The organism is Leclercia pneumoniae (assembly GCF_017348915.1).
Lineage (GTDB): Bacteria > Pseudomonadota > Gammaproteobacteria > Enterobacterales > Enterobacteriaceae > Enterobacter > Enterobacter pneumoniae.
Genome location: NZ_CP071383.1, coordinates 743,851 through 761,329, shown reverse-complemented (window position 1 = coordinate 761,329; position 17,479 = coordinate 743,851). Strand labels below are relative to the sequence as shown.

Sequence of the window (17,479 nt, the reverse complement as noted above, 5' to 3'; positions counted from 1 at the left end):
ACGGATTAGTTACCCCTCCCGCTTATTGATCGGCGGGTTACGACAGAGAGTAAAGGTAAACGTAATGATTCGCAAAATGCTGCAAGGTAAGCTGCACCGTGTCAAAGTCACCCAGGCCGACCTGCACTATGAAGGCTCCTGCGCGATCGATCAGGATTTTCTCGACGCGGCGGGTATTCTTGAAAACGAAGCCATTGATATCTGGAACGTGAGCAACGGCAACCGTTTCTCCACCTATGCCATTGCGGCTGAACGGGGGTCTAAAATCATCTCCGTTAACGGTGCCGCTGCGCACTGCGCTAACGTCGGTGATATTGTCATTATCGCCAGCTTTGTCATGATGTCCGATGAAGAAGCGCGCCGCTGGCAGCCAAAAGTCGCCTATTTCGAAGGCGACAACGAAATGAAACGTACCGCGAAGGCCATCCCGGTCCAGGTTGCCTGAGTATTACCCCTGCGGCTGATTGCTGATCAGCCGCGACATCGTCTCCAGAGAGTCCGTCCTGAGAATATATAACCGTTTGAGTAAAAACGGATTATCCCCCGGCTTCACCTTCCCTTTCACCGTTGTCACCGCCAGATGAAAACCGGCGTCGTTCGCCGCCTTCACCGCTTTATCGTTATAACCACCAAACGGATACGAGAGGTACAGCACGTGCGGGTTGAACTGCGCCAGTGCCCGCCGTGAGTGTTTAAAGTCCATCACAATATTATGGTAACTGCGGCTCAGCAGAATCGGATGATGATAGCCATCTACCCGATGCAGAAAATGGGTATGTGACTGGAAATCAAACACCGACTGAATTTCACGTAGCTCGGAGAGGCTCATAAACTGCAGCGCTTTGGGATCCCACTTCTGCGGATGGCGTTTAATACGCGACGAGATAATAAACGCGGTGGCGTTGAACCCGTACGCTTTCAGAATGGGGTAAGCATAGCGACTCACCGATTTTAAACCGTCGTCAAACGTAATCACTACTGCCTTCGCGGGCAGGTTAATCTTGTTACGGACATACCCTTCCAACTGATAGAGGTTCAGCGTGGTGTAGCCCTGATCGCGCAGCCACGCCATCTGGTTATTAAACGCACGTACGCTGGTCGTGGTGGAGGTATGGCGAAAACGGGTGTTCTCTTCATCACGCAAAATGTGGTGATAAGTGAGTACCGGCAGGCCGTTATCTTCCTGCGCATCCAGGCTACTGACCCACGCGAGGCGATTACCGATACGAATCTGGAACCAGGTCTGGTTTAAACGATCTTTCAGCTTGCTCTGAATGGGATAACGCAGGTTATTTGCCAGAGTGCCAAAGGGGGCGCTGCCGGCATTTGGCGCATTATAAACCGGGGTGTCTTTCCAGGTGATCAGATTCTGATTACTGAGGGGTTTATTCAGATCGCCGAGGCTGTCTTCTACGCGCTGCTTCCCCTGCACCTCTTCCAGATGGCCTTTATCAATAAAACCGGTGCCGAAGCCAAAGCGGAATTCAAAGTAATCGGCCGCGGTAGGCACGACGGCCAGAATCTGTCCGGCGCGAATATTGCCGACGTTAATCACCCCGTTGCCGACCTGCGCCCAAATCGCCGCATCTTCGGTGGTTTGCATATAGCGGGTGGGAAGCCCTTGCTGGCTTAACAGGCTGGCGGTCGCGCCACCTGAGAGCAGCAGCAATAACAGAAGAACAATTCGCGAGAACATAAGAGCTTAATCGGGAGCTAAAAACTGGCGTCATTGTAACAAAAGCGACGCTGATACCAATGATTAATGTTTGTACGGGTCGTTTAGCAGGACAAAGGGGGGATTTTTTTGCTGCTGATGCCAGAGGCTGCTAACAAGCGGCGCACCCTGGGCCACGATGCGATCGCGAAAGGTCGCACTGTCCAGGGATTCACGCAGTGGATACATCGCCTCCAGAAGCGGATAGCTGATCCCGGTGATCACTTCACAGTTGCGGTGTTTATGGCTGAGCAGTGCCGCTGCGCGATACGGCGCGGCGCCGGTGATATCGGTCAGGAAGATGACACCCTCTCCGCTGTCGGTATGGTGTAGCGCATCGCACATCATGCGGCTCAGCATGTTAGTGCTCAGACCACGCCAGAAGTTGACCACCTGGCACTGTACCAGCGGTCCAAAGCTGGCCGTCAGTTGATCCAGGAGCGCCTGCCCTTGTTCATCATGGCATGTGATTACCCAACCCAGCATACAATTCTCCTTTTGCAGAGGCGTAGTGTAGCGGGAGCCGGGATTTGCAGGGGTGATGACCGTCAAAAAACCGTATCTCATGACCCGGCGGCGGGCGCCGCCGGGCAGGAAGGTTAGGTACGCAGGCCGCGTCCCCGTTGAATCAGGGTGTAGCAGAGCAGATAAAACGCCACGATAAAGATCGCCAGCACGCCCACTGTCGTCACCAACGGCACATCAGAGATGCCAAGGAAACCGAAACGGAAACCGCTAATCATGTAGACGATGGGGTTCAGGTGTGACAGCGCCTGCCAGAACGGCGGCAGCAGCGTCAGCGAGTAGAATACCCCGCCGAGGTAGGTCAGCGGCGTCAGCACGAACGTGGGGATCAGGCTGATATCATCAAAGGTTTTCGCAAAGACAGCATTGAGCAGGCCTGCCAGCGAGAAGAGTACTGCCGTTAACAGCAGCGTCAGCCCGACAAACAGCCAGGAGTGTACCTGGAACGGCACAAAGAACAGTGAAATTGCTGTTACCAATACCCCTACGCACAAGCCACGCGCTACCCCGCCCCCTACGTAACCGGCGATGATCACATGCGTCGGTACCGGTGCCACCAGCAACTCTTCAATGTTGCGCTGGAACTTGGCGCTGAAGAACGACGATGCCACGTTGGCGTAGGCGTTGGTGATCACCGCCATCATAATCAAACCTGGCACGATGAACTGCATGTAAGTAAAGCCGTGCATCTCACCAATTCGCGACCCAATCAGATTGCCGAAGATGATGAAATAGAGGGTCATGGTGATCACCGGCGGCACCAGCGTCTGGATCCAGATACGCATAAAGCGATTGATCTCTTTGGCCCAGATACTCTTCAGCGCCACCCAGTAAAGCTGCATCATGCGCTTTCTCCTTGTTTCTGATGGACCAGCGAGACGAACAGCTCTTCCAGTCGGTTGGCTTTGTTACGCATACTCAACACCTGAATTCCCTGAGCACTCAGTTGACTAAATACGCTATTAATTCCCTGCTCACGCAGAACTTCCACTTCAAGCGTGGACGTATCCACCAGCCGGTATTGATAGCCTTCCAGCTTCGGCAGCGCGCTTTTCGCCGCCAGATCGAGAATAAAGGTCTCTGACTTCAGCTTTGAGAGCAGATTTTTCATGGAGGTGTTTTCCACCAGCTCGCCATGCTGAATGATGCCGATATTACGGCACAGCATCTCCGCCTCTTCGAGGTAGTGAGTTGTCAGAATAATGGTGGTGCCTTTGTCGTTCAGATCTTTCAGGAACCCCCACATGGAACGACGCAGCTCGATATCGACACCCGCGGTCGGTTCATCAAGTATCAGCAGCTTTGGCTCGTGCATCAGCGCACGGGCAATCATCAGACGGCGCTTCATACCGCCGGAGAGCATCCGTGCACGCTCATTGCGCTTTTCCCACAGGTCGAGCTGTTTCAGGTATTTTTCGCTACGCTCAACGGCATCTTTGCGCTCAACCCCGTAATAGCCCGCCTGGTTTACGACGATCTGCTGTACGGTCTCGAACGGGTTGAAGTTGAACTCCTGCGGCACCAACCCCAGTTGACGCTTGGCATTGACGACATCTTTTTCCAGGTCGTAGCCGAAGACGCTGACCCGGCCAGAGGTTTTATTAACCAGTGAGCTGATAATGCCGATAGTGGTGGATTTTCCTGCCCCGTTAGGCCCCAGAAGCGCGTAAAAATCACCGGCCTCCACCTTCAGATCTATACCACGGAGCGCCTGAACGCCGCCGGGATAGGTTTTCTTAAGCTGTTCAAGCTCCAGTGCAATCGTCATGGATTAGACTTACCTTAAGTTCTTTCACATCGAGTGTGGTTTTAAAAAAAATCACGTTGCCCTATATTAGCGCAACGCACTCACTTGGTTACAGGCCGTTAACCGCCATGAAAGACATAGATACACTCATCAGCAATAATGCACTATGGTCAAAAATGCTGGTGGAAGAGGATCCCGGCTTTTTCGAAACGCTGGCGCAGGCGCAGAAACCGCGCTTTTTATGGATAGGGTGTTCTGACAGCCGCGTTCCTGCTGAGCGGCTCACCGGCCTTGAACCCGGCGAACTTTTTGTCCACCGTAACGTCGCCAACCTGGTCATCCATACCGACCTTAACTGTCTCTCTGTCGTGCAATATGCCGTCGATGTTCTGGAAGTCGAACATATCATTATCTGTGGCCACTACGGCTGCGGCGGCGTTCAGGCGGCGGTTGAAAACACGGAACTGGGGCTGATTGACAACTGGCTGCTGCACATCCGCGATATCTGGTTCAAACATAGCTCACTGCTGGGAGAAATGCCGCAGGAGCGCCGCCTCGATACCCTGTGTGAACTCAACGTCATGGAGCAGGTGTACAACCTGGGCCACTCAACAATCATGCAGTCAGCGTGGAAGCGCGGGCAAAAGGTGACCATTCACGGCCTGGCGTACGGAATTCATGATGGCTTGCTGCGCAATCTGGAAGTGACCGCCACCAACCGCGAGACGCTGGAGCAACGCTATCGTTCCGGGATTGCCAACCTGAGACAGAAGCACGTTAATCACAAGTAAGCGCCCGAAAAACAAAACGGCAACCTCAGTGTTGCCGTTTGTCTCTTACGGATCTCATCCAGCCGATCACTCGTCCAGTAGCACCACTTTGCCGATGTAAGGCAGATGGCGATAACGCTGAGCGTAGTCGATACCGTAGCCCACAACGAACTCATCCGGGATAGAGAAACCGATATACTCTACCGGCACGTCCACTTCACGACGGGTCGGTTTATCCAGCAGGGTACAGATGGCGAGGGATTTCGGCCCACGCAGGCTCAGGATTTCGCGCACTTTGGAGAGCGTGTTGCCAGAGTCGATGATGTCCTCAACGATCAGTACATCTTTACCGCGAATATCCTCATCCAGATCTTTGAGGATTTTCACATCGCGGGTTGTCGACATGCCGCTGCCATAGCTGGAGGCGGTCATAAAATCGACTTCATGGGATACCTGGACTTCACGGCACAGGTCGGCCATAAACATGAAGGAACCGCGTAACAGCCCCACCAGCACCATATCAGAACCGCTGTCTTTATAATGCGCGGTAATTTCACGGCCCAGCTCGGCGATACGCGCTTTGATCTCCGCTTCCGGGATCATCACTTCAACAGTATGTTTCATATTACTAACCGTTTGATTGTAAAACACATCTCTCAATGCGGATGAACCTGCGTCCGTCATCGATTCACAAGCGGGCCATTATAACAGCAAATGGATAGCCCTGGCGCATGAGATATAAAAAGCAAAATTTGTGATTCCGATCACACTTGTTAATACCTATAATTAATTGCTAGCAAATAATTAACAAAACTGACGAGTACATTTTCTATGGCTGAAACAAAATCTCAACAGCCCCGTCTACTGGTGACATTAACGGCGGTGTTCGCAGCTTTCTGCGCGCTGTATCTGTTAATCGGTGGCGTCTGGCTGGTCGCAATTGGCGGCTCCTGGTACTACCCGATCGCGGGTCTGGTTATGGTTGGCGTCACCGTCCTGCTGTGGCGTAGAAAGCAATCAGCACTGTGGCTGTATGCCGCCCTGCTCCTTGCAACAATGATTTGGGGCGTCTGGGAAGTCGGTTTCGATTTCTGGGCACTGACCCCGCGCAGTGACATCCTGGTCTTCTTTGGCATCTGGCTGATCCTGCCATTCGTCTGGCGCCGTCTTTGGGTGCCGTCCAGCGGTGCCGTTGCGGCGCTGGTCGTGGCGCTGTTAATCAGCGGTGGCATCCTGACATGGGCGGGTTTTAACGATCCGCAGGAAGTCAAAGGCACCCTGAGCAGCGAATCGACGCCTGCCGCAGCGATTTCGCAGGTGGCTGATGGCGACTGGCCGGCCTACGGGCGTAACCAGGAAGGTCAGCGTTACTCTCCGTTAAAACAGATCAACGCCGATAACGTTAAAGATCTGAAAGAAGCCTGGGTCTTCCGTACTGGCGACCTGAAAATGCCTAACGATCCGGGCGAGCTGACCAACGAAGTGACGCCAATCAAAGTGGGCAACATGCTCTACCTGTGTACGGCGCACCAGCGTCTGTTCGCGCTCGACGCGGCCACCGGTAAAGAGAAATGGCACTTCGATCCACAGCTGAACTCCAACCCGTCGTTCCAGCACGTTACCTGCCGCGGTGTCTCTTACCACGAAGCGCGTGCCGATAATGCCAGCCCGGAAGTCATTGCCGACTGTCCGCGCCGCATTATGCTGCCGGTCAACGATGGTCGTCTGTTTGCCATCAACGCCGAAACGGGCAAGCTGTGCGAAACCTTCGCTAACAAGGGTATCCTGAATCTGCAGACCAACATGCCGGATACCACGCCGGGTCTGTATGAGCCGACCTCTCCACCAATCATCACCGATAAAACCATCGTGATTGCCGGTTCGGTAACGGATAACTTCTCTACCCGCGAAACCTCGGGCGTTATCCGTGGTTTTGACGTGAATACCGGTAAACTGCTGTGGGCCTTCGACCCGGGCGCGAAAGATCCAAACGCGATCCCATCAGACGAACACACCTTTACCTTTAACTCGCCAAACTCCTGGGCCCCTGCCGCGTATGACGCGAAGCTGGACCTGGTCTACCTGCCAATGGGCGTGTCCACGCCGGATATCTGGGGCGGCAATCGTACGCCGGAGCAAGAGCGCTACGCGAGCGCCATCGTGGCGCTGAACGCGACCACCGGTAAGCTGGCGTGGAGCTATCAGACCGTTCACCACGATCTGTGGGATATGGATATGCCGTCCCAGCCGACGCTGGCGGACATTACCGTTAACGGTAAAACCGTTCCGGTGATCTACGCTCCGGCGAAAACCGGCAACATCTTCGTGCTGGATCGCAGCAACGGTAAGCTGGTCGTCCCTGCTCCGGAAAAACCGGTTCCACAGGGCGCAGCCAAAGGCGACTACGTCAGCAAAACGCAGCCGTTCTCTGACCTGAGCTTCCGTCCGAAGAAAGACCTCAGCGGTGCAGACATGTGGGGTGCCACCATGTTTGACCAGCTGGTGTGCCGCGTGATGTTCCATCAGCTGCGCTATGAAGGTATCTTCACTCCGCCGTCTGAACAGGGCACGCTGGTCTTCCCGGGTAACCTGGGGATGTTTGAATGGGGCGGGATCTCCGTTGACCCTAACCGTCAGGTGGCAATTGCTAACCCGATGGCGCTGCCGTTTGTCTCGAAACTGATTCCGCGCGGCCCGGGCAACCCAATGGAGCAGCCGAAAGATGCGAAAGGCAGCGGTACCGAAGCCGGTATTCAGCCGCAGTATGGCGTGCCGTATGGCGTGACGCTGAACCCGTTCCTCTCTCCGTTTGGCCTGCCGTGTAAACAGCCTGCCTGGGGTTACATCTCTGCGCTGGATCTGAAAACCAATCAGGTTGTCTGGAAAAAACGTATTGGTACGCCGCAGGACAGCATGCCGTTCCCGATGCCGGTTCCTGTGCCGTTCAATATGGGTATGCCAATGCTGGGTGGCCCAATCTCTACCGCCGGTAACGTGCTGTTCATTGCCGCAACCGCAGATAACTACCTGCGTGCGTACAACATGACCAACGGTGAGAAGCTGTGGCAAGGCCGTCTGCCAGCGGGTGGACAAGCCACGCCGATGACCTATGAAGTGAATGGCAAGCAGTATGTTGTCATCTCTGCAGGTGGTCACGGTTCGTTTGGTACGAAGATGGGCGACTACATTGTTGCTTATGCTCTGCCGGACGACACAAAGTAAAAGCAAAACGGCAACCTCGGTTGCCGTTTTTAGTGTTTGTCCCCTCTCCCCATGGGAGAGGGCCAGGGTGAGGGCATCAGTCAGCTCAGAGCTAAACCGTGAACCCCAGCATCATTCCCGTATCTTCATGTTCCAGCAGATGACAGTGCGCCATATAAGCAAACGCCTTCGGTGCATCGTGATCAAACTTCACCAGCACCTCGCTCACGCCCCCTTCTACCTTCACGGTATCTTTCCAGCCTGAACGATGCGCGGCAGGCGCGTTGCCGTTTTCCGAGAGAATGCGGAACTGGGTACCGTGGATGTGGAACGGGTGCAGCATCATGTCCCCCTCGCCGGAGATGAACCAGCGTTCATACTGCCCTTTGGTCGCCGCGAACATCGGGGTGTTCATATCGAAAGCTTTGCCGTTGATCATATTGGCATTGTGCAAATCGAATCCATGCCCGCCGTGGTTCATGCCGCCCATCTTGCCGTGATCCATATTCATATGGCCTTCCATCTGCCCGTGCTGCATACCGGACATTGCCTGATGGCCATAGCGCTTCATCAGGGCCTGCATGCCCATCATATCGAGCATCGGGTCCATCGAAAGGTGCAGCTTACGCTCTGTAAGCCCCTCCAGAGCGGGTAACGCCGGCAGGCTAGCCAGTTTATCGGGTAGCGTGCCGGAGGCCGCCACCAGGAGCGGCTGGACGCGCAATACCGGATGCGGCTTATCAAATGGCGCAACGGCCATCCCCATCTGGCTGACCGGCAGGGTCACCAGGTCAAATGCCTTACCGTCGCTGATATCCACCAACACCTCAAAGCGCTCGCCCATCAGCATCGGCAGCTCGCTTACCTTAACCGGCTCCGGCAGCAGACCGCCGTCGCTCGCCACCACATACAGCGGGCGCTTGTCGCTGGTAGCAAAGTTGAGGGAGCGGGCGTTACACCCGTTGAGCAGGCGCAGACGCAGCCAGCCTTTGGGTGCGCTGTGCTGAGGATAAACCGCACCGTTGGTTAACAGCGTGTCGCCAAACCAGCCTACGGCTGCGCTCATCACGTCGAGCTGATAATCGATCTGCCCGTCGGCGGTAAACTTCTTGTCCTGCACAATCACTGGCACATCATCAATGCCCCACTGCTTCGGCAGACGCAGCAATCGGCTTTCATCGTCTTCAATCAGCACCAGCCCGGCTAATCCCATCGCCACCTGATGGCCGGTTTTGCCGTGCTGATGGGGGTGAAACCAGCAGGTTGCCGCACGCTGTTGCGGCGTAAAAGAGACCGTGCGCTGACCGCCTGGTTTGATAACCCCCTGCGGCCCACCATCCACCTCGCCGGGCACCTCCAGTCCGTGCCAGTGAAGCGTGGTCTCCTGAGCGAGGGTATTGTGAATATTAACGGTAACAGCTTTACCCTGGCGCAGCTGGAGAGCCGGGCCGAGCAGATTACCGTTATAGCCCCATGTGGTGGCCTGATGTGGGCCAAAGGTGGTTTTCCCCTGCTGGACGACCAGACGGATTTGATTTCGTGCATCGGGAGCGATTAAGTCAGGGATAGGCAAAGCGGGCCTGTCGGCGGCAAATACCGCACGACTCCAGATCGGAAGCGCGCTGGCGACACCCAGCGCAGCAGAATATTTTAAAAAATCACGGCGTTGCATGTTCATTTCCTTAATTCCAGCAGACGGGTATCAGAGCATAAACCCTCCCCTTAGCGGAAGGTCAATAAGTGCAGACAGAATAAAGATCGTCGCACCGGCGGGAAGTGTGCTAACGTTGAATTTCCGTGACGTATTGGTAGAAGCAATGAAGACGTTTTTCCGCACAATTCTGTTCAGCAGCCTTATGATTAGTTGCGCAAATAGCTATGCGCTGAGTGAAAATGAAGCCGAAGATATGGCGGATCTGACGGCAGTGTTTGTGTTTCTGAAAAACGATTGCGGCTACCAGAATTTACCCAACGGACAGATTCGTCGTGCTTTAGTCTTTTTTGCCCAGCAAAACCAGTGGGATCTCAGCAACTACGATAGCTTTGACATGAAGGCGCTCGGTGAAGATAGCTACCGCGATCTCAGCGGCATCGGCATTCCTACCGCGAAAAAATGCAAAGCGCTGGCCCGCGACTCGTTGAGTCTTCTTGCCTACGTAAAGTAACCTTTCTGACGCCTCCTTGTTGAAATTATGGCCGTGCAACCCCCGGGGTTGTTAGCTATGATGTTGCGCCTGGTTTTCTCGGGTGTTAACAAAGGAGGTATCACCAATGACCAAAAATGCGCTGTGGCATGAAACGCTGCACGATCACTTTGGGCAGTACTTTGCCGTTGATAACGTGCTGTATCATGAAAAGACCGATCATCAGGATCTGATTATCTTCGAGAACACGGCTTTTGGCCGCGTGATGGCGCTGGATGGCGTTGTACAAACCACCGAACGTGATGAATTCATCTATCACGAAATGATGACCCACGTCCCGCTGTTGGCTCACGGCCACGCCAAACATGTTCTGATCATCGGCGGCGGCGACGGCGCGATGCTGCGTGAAGTCTCGCGTCATAAGTCGATTGAAAGCATCACCATGGTGGAAATTGATGCCGGCGTGGTCTCCTTCTGTCGCCAGTATTTACCCAACCACAACGCGGGCAGCTACGACGATCCGCGGTTTAACCTTGTCATCGATGATGGGGTTAACTTTGTTAATCAGACCACGCAGACCTTTGACGTGATCATCTCCGACTGTACCGACCCTATCGGCCCCGGTGAGAGCCTGTTTACCTCAGCATTTTATGAGGGCTGCAAGCGCTGCCTGAAACCGGGCGGCATCTTTGTTGCCCAGAATGGCGTCTGCTTCCTGCAGCAGGACGAAGCCCTCGATAGCCACCGCAAATTGAGCAACTACTTTAGCGATGTGAGCTTCTACCAGGCGGCGATTCCGACCTACTACGGCGGCGTGATGACGTTTGCCTGGGCCACGGATAACGAAGCCCTGCGCCACCTCTCCACTGAAATTATCCAGGCGCGCTTCCATCAGGCTAATCTGACCTGCCGCTACTATAATCCCGCGGTTCATACCGCAGCATTCGCACTACCACAATATCTGAAAGACGCACTGACATCTAAGGGGGTGAGCTAAATTGAAAAAGCTTAAACTGCATGGCTTTAACAACCTGACCAAAAGCCTGAGTTTTTGTATCTACGATATCTGCTATGCAAAGACAGCGGAAGAGCGCGATGGTTATATCGCCTATATCGATGAACTCTACAACGCCAACCGCCTGACTGAAATCTTGTCAGAAACCTGCTCAATTATCGGCGCCAATATCCTGAACGTTGCACGCCAGGATTATGAACCGCAAGGCGCCAGCGTGACCATTCTGGTCAGCGAAGAGCCGATCGATCCCAAGCTTATTGACCAGACTGAACACCCAGGTCCGCTACCTGAAACGGTGGTGGCTCACCTCGATAAAAGCCATATCTGCGTACATACCTATCCGGAAAGCCACCCTGAAGGCGGCCTTTGCACGTTCCGCGCAGATATTGAAGTCTCGACCTGCGGGGTGATTTCACCATTAAAAGCGCTGAATTACCTGATTCATCAACTTGAATCCGATATTGTGACCGTCGATTATCGCGTACGTGGTTTTACGCGTGATATCAACGGGATGAAGCACTTTATCGATCATGAAATAAACTCGATTCAGAACTTCATGTCCGAAGATATGAAAGCGCTGTACGACATGGTGGACGTGAACGTTTACCAGGAAAATATCTTCCATACCAAAATGTTGCTAAAGGATTTCGACCTTAAGCACTACATGTTCCATACCAAACCGGAAGATTTAAGCGAAGAAGAGCGTAAGGTCATTACCGACCTGCTCTGGAAAGAGATGCGCGAGATTTATTACGGCCGCAATATTCCGGCCGTATAAAAGGCACCGGGAGCAGGGATGCTCCGGTCCATTATTTCTGTTTCATAAAGTCGCGGTAAGCGGCCACAACCTGCAAGAAATCCTCTACGCCGCACAGCGACAGGCTCTCTTCGTCGTAGTAGTTCATCCCCTCTTCCATTTCGTCGCCGGAAAACTCCAGTTGATTAGCGCGAACCATCACCTCTTCGCCGTCCATCCACAGAGTATATTCATGCCCGGCGCGTTGCCATGAGCGCTCACTGCCTTTCACGGTGCGTGCCGCCTGTTCCACTTCATCCAGCAGGGCAAGGTTCTCTTTCACTTCTTCATTAAACCAGTGCCCGACCACTTCGTGGCCCATCGACATGCGCACTTTCACCACACCGGTGATATCGCGCAGAAATTCGTAATCCATGGTGTTTTCCTCTGCAAAGCCATTAGGGTAATTATCGCAGCAGAGAGGAAGAAAAAAAGCGTGGAGGCGGGAAGGAATGAAAATAAAAAATCCCCTCACCCAACCCTCTCCCCAGAGGGGAGAGGAAACTGGGCTCCCCTCGCCCCTCCGGGGAGAGGGGCTGGGGGTGAGGGGATGCTTTTATACTGCCGTCTGGAAGATAACCCCGTCCGCTTTCTCGGTGTACTGAGAGAGCTGATCGAAGTTCAGATAGCGATAGGTATCAACAGCCGTCTTATCAACCTGAGCCACAAAGGTCTGGTACTCTTCCGGCGTTGGCAGCTTGCCAATCAGCGCCGCAACCGCCGCCAGCTCCGCGGAGGCCAGGAAGACGTTTGCACCGGTACCTAAACGGTTCGGGAAGTTACGGGTAGAGGTGGAGACCACCGTCGCACCGTCCGCCACGCGCGCCTGGTTACCCATGCACAGGGAGCAGCCAGGGATTTCGATACGCGCACCGCTCTTACCAAACACGCTATAGTAGCCCTCTTCGGTCAGCTGAGCCGCGTCCATACGGGTTGGCGGTGCCACCCACAGGCGGGTTGGCAGCTGGCCTTTATGGGTATCCAGCAGCTTACCGGCAGCACGGAAGTGGCCGATGTTGGTCATACAGGAACCGATGAACACTTCGTCGATCTTCTCGCCCTGCACTGCAGAGAGTGGACGCGCATCGTCCGGATCGTTCGGTGCACAGAGGATCGGCTCTTTGATATCAGCCAGATCGATGTCGATCACGGCCGCGTATTCTGCATCAGCGTCAGCTTCCAGCAGCTGCGGATCCGCCAGCCATTTTTCCATGCCCTGAATACGACGCTCCAGGGTACGACGATCGCCATAGCCTTCGGCAATCATCCACTTCAGCAGGACGATGTTGGAGGTCAGATACTCTTCAATCGGCGCCTGGTTCAGCTTGATGGTACAGCCTGCAGCAGAACGCTCAGCGGAGGCATCGGTCAGTTCGAACGCCTGCTCCACTTTCAGATCCGGCAGACCTTCGATCTCCAGGATACGGCCAGAGAAGATGTTTTTCTTGCCCTTCTTCTCAACGGTCAGCAGGCCCTGTTTGATAGCGTACAGCGGGATGGCGTGAACCAGGTCGCGCAGAGTGATACCCGGCTGCATTTTGCCTTTGAAGCGCACGAGCACGGACTCCGGCATATCCAGTGGCATAACGCCGGTCGCAGCGGCGAAGGCCACCAGACCGGAGCCCGCCGGGAAGGAGATCCCGATTGGGAAACGGGTGTGGGAGTCACCGCCGGTACCCACGGTATCTGGCAACAGCATGCGGTTCAGCCAGGAGTGGATAACGCCATCGCCCGGACGCAGAGAGACGCCGCCACGGTTCATGATGAAGTCTGGCAGCGTGTGGTGCGTGGTCACATCAACCGGCTTCGGATAGGCCGCCGTGTGGCAGAAGGACTGCATCACCAGATCGGAAGAGAAGCCCAGGCACGCCAGGTCTTTCAGTTCGTCACGGGTCATTGGGCCGGTGGTATCCTGAGAACCGACAGAGGTCATCTTCGGTTCGCAGTACGCGCCCGGACGGACGCCCGCGACGCCGCACGCGCGGCCAACCATTTTCTGCGCCAGAGAGAAACCACGGCTGCTTTCAGCCACGTCTTTCGCCTGACGGAACACATCGCTGTGCGGCAGACCGAGCGCTTCACGCGCTTTGGTGGTCAGGCCACGGCCAATGATCAGCGGAATACGGCCACCGGCGCGGACTTCGTCAATCAGCACGTCGGTTTTCAGCGCGAAGCTGGCCAGCAGTTCGTTGGTTTCGTGGTTACGCACTTCGCCTTTGAACGGGTAAACGTCAATCACGTCGCCCATGTTCAGGTTAGAAACATCCACTTCGATTGGCAGCGCGCCCGCATCTTCCATGGTGTTAAAGAAGATAGGGGCAATTTTGCCACCGAGGCACAGACCGCCGCCGCGTTTGTTCGGCACATGCGGGATATCATCGCCCATGAACCACAGCACGGAGTTGGTTGCCGATTTACGGGAAGAACCGGTACCCACAACGTCACCAACGTAGGCCAGCGGGAAACCTTTCTGCTGCAGGGCTTCGATCTGCTTGATCGGGCCCACGCTGCCAGGCTGATCCGGCTCGATACCTTCACGGGCGTTTTTCAGCATCGCCAGGGCGTGCAGAGGGATGTCCGGGCGAGACCACGCATCCGGTGCCGGAGAGAGGTCATCGGTGTTAGTTTCACCGGTCACTTTGAAGACGGTAACGGTGATTTTTTCAGCCAGCGCAGGACGGTTCAGGAACCATTCAGCATCGGCCCAGGACTGCATCACCTGCTTCGCGTAGACGTTGCCCGCTTTCGCTTTCTCTTCCACATCGTAGAAGTTATCGAACATCAGCAGCGTTGAAGAGAGCGCTTTCGCGGCAATCGGTGCCAGCGTGTCGTTATCCAGCGCATCAATCAGCGGATGAATGTTATAGCCGCCCTGCATGGTGCCGAGCAGTTCAATCGCTTTTTCAGGAGTAACCAGGGGGGAGGTCGCATCGCCTTTAGCAATGGCGGCAAGGAATCCGGCTTTGACATAGGCAGCTTCATCTACGCCAGGCGGTACACGGTTGATCAACAGATCTAACAGGAATTCTTCTTCGCCCTTAGGCGGATTCTTCAGCAGCTCGACGAGCGCGGCCATTTGGGTTGCATCTAAAGGTTTGGGTACAATTCCCTCGGCGGCACGTTCTGCTACGTGCTTACGGTATTCTTCTAGCACGACGGTTCTCCTCGCTCTCATTGTCATATGCGGCCGGCGTTCTCTTCACGCTCCTGTGAGACAGCAGTTTGTAGGGTAAATGCCCGATACCGCGTCGGGCAGCATAGCAGGATTTCTGCACAGTGTTAATCTGTTTACAAAAAAGCAACATTAAATACTTTGCTGAATCGTTAAGAATGGTATAGCAGGGAGAGAGGGTATGTTCAGGGCACAAAAAAACCGCCTAAAAGCGGTTAATTTGTTGCCTTAGGGTGGTAGCACACCGGGCTGGCAGATTTGCGGCAAAACCCCAACGCAGAGAATATTGCTCCCCTTCATATCGACTTGCAAGGTGATTTTTTTATTCTGCGCGGCGCCTTCCCGTTTTCGATGAAACCCTATGTAAACGCTGTTTTTCTCCTCTTCACATCCTTTAAATCCACTACGCTTTTCCACGGCCTGCTTCGCTGGTGTAGCAACCAGTCACCGGGCCCGGGAGCAGTTCCTTCCTCTACGTGGCAAAACCCCAATTTGCCTGGTTCTGCCTTTCCCGGTGAAGAATGAACCCGCGTAGCCTGAATGGGAACGCACGCAATGGAGATGCGAATTTATGCGCTGATCGTTGTGACCGGTTTACTGCTTACCGCACTGCACGGTGGCTGGAGCATATCCGACATCACGGTGCTGTTTGTTGTTAACCTCGGCAACTAGCTGTTGGCCGCTCGCCAGAGCGGCCATCTGATTTTCCCTATAACCCTGCCATTCATTATCAATGCGTAATAAATACTCACACTCTTTATCCGGATGTACCGGGCCATTACCAATAAAAGTCAAAAAGTAAAAAGGCGGGTGAATAATACTCGCGCCAACCGTAACGCCGCGCGACACAGCGCTGGTCTCGTTGGAGTCATATTATGAAGATGCCCTTTAAGCCCCCTCTGCTTGTCCTTCTGTGCAGTGCCGGGCTGTTCGCCGCCTCAGGCGCGATGTTCGTTAACAGCCGCACAACCCCACCAGCACCAGCAGCACAACCCACAGCGGCACAACCTGCGGCCCCTGTCACCGATCCCGTCGTTGCGCCAGCCTTCACAGCCGCGCAGATCGATCAGTGGGTTGCCCCCATCGCGCTCTACCCGGATGCCCTGCTGTCGCAAATTTTGATGGCCTCGACCTATCCGACCAATGTCCTGCAGGCGGCGCAATGGTCAAAAGACAATCCCAGAATGCAGGGCGATGCAGCTATTCGGGCCGTTGCTGCGCAACCGTGGGACCCGTCAGTAAAATCGCTGGTGGCATTTCCACAGCTCATGTCCCTGATGGGTGAAAACCCGCCCTGGGTACAAAACCTGGGCGATGCGTTTCTTGCACAACCGAAAGATGTGATGGACTCGGTGCAACGCCTGCGTTTACTGGCGCAACAGGCCGGAGCATTACAATCGACACCACAGCAAAAAGTCACCACAGTGACAAAATCGGCCCCGGCGACAACGGCCGCCAGCCAGATAGCCACACCCACCGCAAGCCCAACGGTGATTAAGATTGAATCGGCCGACCCGCAGGTCGTGTATGTTCCAACCTATAATCCCAACACTCTGTATGGCACCTGGCCCAACAGCGCTTATCCGCCGGTCTATTTACCCCCTTCCCCCGGCGAGCAGTTCACTAACAGCCTGGTGAAAGGTTTAGGCTTCAGCCTGGGCGTGGCGACCACCTATGCCCTCTTCAGCAATATCAACTGGGATGACGACTGGGATCACCATCATCACGATGATGACTGGGATCATCACGGCGGCTATAACCGCAACGGTGATAACAACATCAATATCAACGTTAATAATTTCAACAAAATCAGCGGACAGCACCTGACGGACGCCAGCCGTCGCTGGCAACATAATCCGGCCTATCGGGAGGGGATACCCTATCCTACCAGCCAGCTCAGCGATCGTTTTCACTCCACCCACGCGACTGCCGGGCTGAGTTCGACACAGCAAAAACCGGTCAACAGGGAGGGTCAGCGTCAGGCAGCCCTGAACCAGATGGAGAAATCGACCGGCAAAACCCTTGCGCAGACCGTGCGACCAGCCACCCGGGACGCGCAGCGCCAGGCGTCTACGGAACAGCTCAGGCAGATCTCCCGGCGCAACAACTACCGTGGCTACGACAGCGGTCATCAAACGGCGCAACATGCGCGCCGCGAGCCCCTGGCACGCAGCCCCGAAAATCGGGTTTCACACTCCGGGCAGCAACGTGATGTTCAGCAGCGCATCAACCAGAACCGCGCCAATGCGCTGAGCGGTAACGACAGCCGCTCCGCTAACTGGCAGGCCCAGCAGCAGCGCGGTGCGCAGAGCCGACAACTGGCGACTCGCCAACATCAACCCCGTGAGATGCCAGCCGGACATGCTGAACATCGTGAATTCCTTCACCGCTAAGG

The 17,479-nt window shown here is 54.9% G+C and carries 16 protein-coding genes; 8 read left to right on the top strand and 8 right to left on the bottom strand.

What is annotated here, in order from left to right:
- Positions 1-64: 64 nt before the first annotated feature.
- Positions 65-445: an aspartate 1-decarboxylase gene (gene panD, locus JZ655_RS03535; RefSeq protein ID WP_039030334.1), complete on the top strand. Its 381-nt coding sequence runs from the start codon at positions 65-67 to the stop codon at positions 443-445.
- A 3-nt stretch (positions 446-448) separates the two neighbouring features.
- Here panD and JZ655_RS03530 read toward each other — a convergent pair whose 3' ends face one another.
- From JZ655_RS03530 to JZ655_RS03515, 4 genes are all read right to left on the bottom strand, one after another.
- On the bottom strand, positions 449-1,696 hold the full coding sequence (locus JZ655_RS03530; protein WP_207293013.1) for a polysaccharide deacetylase family protein: 1,248 nt from the start codon (positions 1,694-1,696) through the stop codon (positions 449-451).
- 63 nt (positions 1,697-1,759) lie between these two features.
- Complete coding sequence (locus JZ655_RS03525) at positions 1,760-2,200, bottom strand: PTS sugar transporter subunit IIA (protein WP_207293012.1); 441 nt, start codon at positions 2,198-2,200, stop codon at positions 1,760-1,762.
- Positions 2,201-2,313: 113 nt separating this feature from the next.
- The gene (locus JZ655_RS03520) at positions 2,314-3,084 is read right to left on the bottom strand and encodes an ABC transporter permease (RefSeq protein ID WP_040077124.1); all 771 of its coding nucleotides are present in this window, start codon (positions 3,082-3,084) and stop codon (positions 2,314-2,316) included.
- On the bottom strand, positions 3,081-4,007 hold the full coding sequence (locus JZ655_RS03515) for an ABC transporter ATP-binding protein (RefSeq protein ID WP_040077125.1): 927 nt from the start codon (positions 4,005-4,007) through the stop codon (positions 3,081-3,083). The genes JZ655_RS03520 and JZ655_RS03515 overlap by 4 nt, the downstream gene beginning before the upstream one ends.
- A gap of 107 nt (positions 4,008-4,114) precedes the next feature.
- Between JZ655_RS03515 and can the strand changes: the two genes are divergently transcribed.
- The gene (gene can, locus JZ655_RS03510; RefSeq protein ID WP_040077126.1) at positions 4,115-4,777 is read left to right on the top strand and encodes a carbonate dehydratase; all 663 of its coding nucleotides are present in this window, start codon (positions 4,115-4,117) and stop codon (positions 4,775-4,777) included.
- A gap of 66 nt (positions 4,778-4,843) precedes the next feature.
- Here the strand turns inward: can and hpt are convergent, their stop codons facing one another.
- Positions 4,844-5,380 carry a hypoxanthine phosphoribosyltransferase gene (gene hpt, locus JZ655_RS03505; protein WP_046884965.1) on the bottom strand — a complete coding sequence of 179 codons (537 nt, stop codon included), beginning with the start codon at positions 5,378-5,380 and terminating at the stop codon, positions 4,844-4,846.
- 207 nt (positions 5,381-5,587) lie between these two features.
- Here hpt and JZ655_RS03500 point away from each other — a divergent pair, with 207 nt between their 5' ends.
- Positions 5,588-7,978: a glucose/quinate/shikimate family membrane-bound PQQ-dependent dehydrogenase gene (locus JZ655_RS03500; RefSeq protein WP_207293011.1), complete on the top strand. Its 2,391-nt coding sequence runs from the start codon at positions 5,588-5,590 to the stop codon at positions 7,976-7,978.
- A 91-nt stretch (positions 7,979-8,069) separates the two neighbouring features.
- Here the strand turns inward: JZ655_RS03500 and cueO are convergent, their stop codons facing one another.
- Entirely contained in the window at positions 8,070-9,629 is a 1,560-nt protein-coding gene (gene cueO / locus JZ655_RS03495; protein WP_207293010.1) for a multicopper oxidase CueO, read from the bottom strand.
- A 145-nt stretch (positions 9,630-9,774) separates the two neighbouring features.
- On the opposite strand from cueO, the gene JZ655_RS03490 reads away from it, so the two are divergent.
- From JZ655_RS03490 to speD, 3 genes are all read left to right on the top strand, one after another.
- Positions 9,775-10,122, top strand: a complete 348-nt coding sequence (locus tag JZ655_RS03490) for a YacC family pilotin-like protein (RefSeq protein WP_040078596.1) — start codon at positions 9,775-9,777, stop codon at positions 10,120-10,122.
- A gap of 106 nt (positions 10,123-10,228) precedes the next feature.
- On the top strand, positions 10,229-11,098 hold the full coding sequence (speE, locus tag JZ655_RS03485) for a polyamine aminopropyltransferase (protein ID WP_046884968.1): 870 nt from the start codon (positions 10,229-10,231) through the stop codon (positions 11,096-11,098).
- A 1-nt stretch (position 11,099) separates the two neighbouring features.
- Positions 11,100-11,894 carry an adenosylmethionine decarboxylase gene (gene speD, locus JZ655_RS03480; protein ID WP_040077131.1) on the top strand — a complete coding sequence of 265 codons (795 nt, stop codon included), beginning with the start codon at positions 11,100-11,102 and terminating at the stop codon, positions 11,892-11,894.
- Between the two features lie 31 nt (positions 11,895-11,925).
- On the opposite strand, the gene yacL is transcribed toward speD, so the two are convergent.
- Together yacL and acnB are read right to left on the bottom strand one after the other, a co-directional pair.
- Positions 11,926-12,288 carry a protein YacL gene (gene yacL / locus JZ655_RS03475; protein WP_040077132.1) on the bottom strand — a complete coding sequence of 121 codons (363 nt, stop codon included), beginning with the start codon at positions 12,286-12,288 and terminating at the stop codon, positions 11,926-11,928.
- A 180-nt stretch (positions 12,289-12,468) separates the two neighbouring features.
- A complete protein-coding gene (gene acnB, locus JZ655_RS03470; RefSeq protein WP_046884969.1) occupies positions 12,469-15,066 on the bottom strand; it encodes a bifunctional aconitate hydratase 2/2-methylisocitrate dehydratase in 2,598 nt (865 codons plus the stop codon).
- A gap of 558 nt (positions 15,067-15,624) precedes the next feature.
- Here acnB and JZ655_RS21485 point away from each other — a divergent pair.
- Entirely contained in the window at positions 15,625-15,756 is a 132-nt protein-coding gene (locus JZ655_RS21485; protein ID WP_281064307.1) for a hypothetical protein, read from the top strand.
- Between the two features lie 203 nt (positions 15,757-15,959).
- Positions 15,960-17,477, top strand: a complete 1,518-nt coding sequence (locus tag JZ655_RS03465) for a DUF3300 domain-containing protein (RefSeq protein ID WP_207293009.1) — start codon at positions 15,960-15,962, stop codon at positions 17,475-17,477.
- The last annotated feature ends 2 nt before the right edge of the window (positions 17,478-17,479 follow it).

Coding starts and splice junctions, on each gene's coding strand:
- panD (WP_039030334.1), top strand. CDS start 65: ATGATTCGCAAAATGCTGCAAGGTAAGCTGCACCGTGTCAAAGTCACC.
- JZ655_RS03530 (WP_207293013.1), bottom strand. CDS start 1,696: ATGTTCTCGCGAATTGTTCTTCTGTTATTGCTGCTGCTCTCAGGTGGC.
- JZ655_RS03525 (WP_207293012.1), bottom strand. CDS start 2,200: ATGCTGGGTTGGGTAATCACATGCCATGATGAACAAGGGCAGGCGCTC.
- JZ655_RS03520 (WP_040077124.1), bottom strand. CDS start 3,084: ATGATGCAGCTTTACTGGGTGGCGCTGAAGAGTATCTGGGCCAAAGAG.
- JZ655_RS03515 (WP_040077125.1), bottom strand. CDS start 4,007: ATGACGATTGCACTGGAGCTTGAACAGCTTAAGAAAACCTATCCCGGC.
- can (WP_040077126.1), top strand. CDS start 4,115: ATGAAAGACATAGATACACTCATCAGCAATAATGCACTATGGTCAAAA.
- hpt (WP_046884965.1), bottom strand. CDS start 5,380: ATGAAACATACTGTTGAAGTGATGATCCCGGAAGCGGAGATCAAAGCG.
- JZ655_RS03500 (WP_207293011.1), top strand. CDS start 5,588: ATGGCTGAAACAAAATCTCAACAGCCCCGTCTACTGGTGACATTAACG.
- cueO (WP_207293010.1), bottom strand. CDS start 9,629: ATGCAACGCCGTGATTTTTTAAAATATTCTGCTGCGCTGGGTGTCGCC.
- JZ655_RS03490 (WP_040078596.1), top strand. CDS start 9,775: ATGAAGACGTTTTTCCGCACAATTCTGTTCAGCAGCCTTATGATTAGT.
- speE (WP_046884968.1), top strand. CDS start 10,229: ATGACCAAAAATGCGCTGTGGCATGAAACGCTGCACGATCACTTTGGG.
- yacL (WP_040077132.1), bottom strand. CDS start 12,288: ATGGATTACGAATTTCTGCGCGATATCACCGGTGTGGTGAAAGTGCGC.
- JZ655_RS21485 (WP_281064307.1), top strand. CDS start 15,625: ATGGGAACGCACGCAATGGAGATGCGAATTTATGCGCTGATCGTTGTG.
- JZ655_RS03465 (WP_207293009.1), top strand. CDS start 15,960: ATGAAGATGCCCTTTAAGCCCCCTCTGCTTGTCCTTCTGTGCAGTGCC.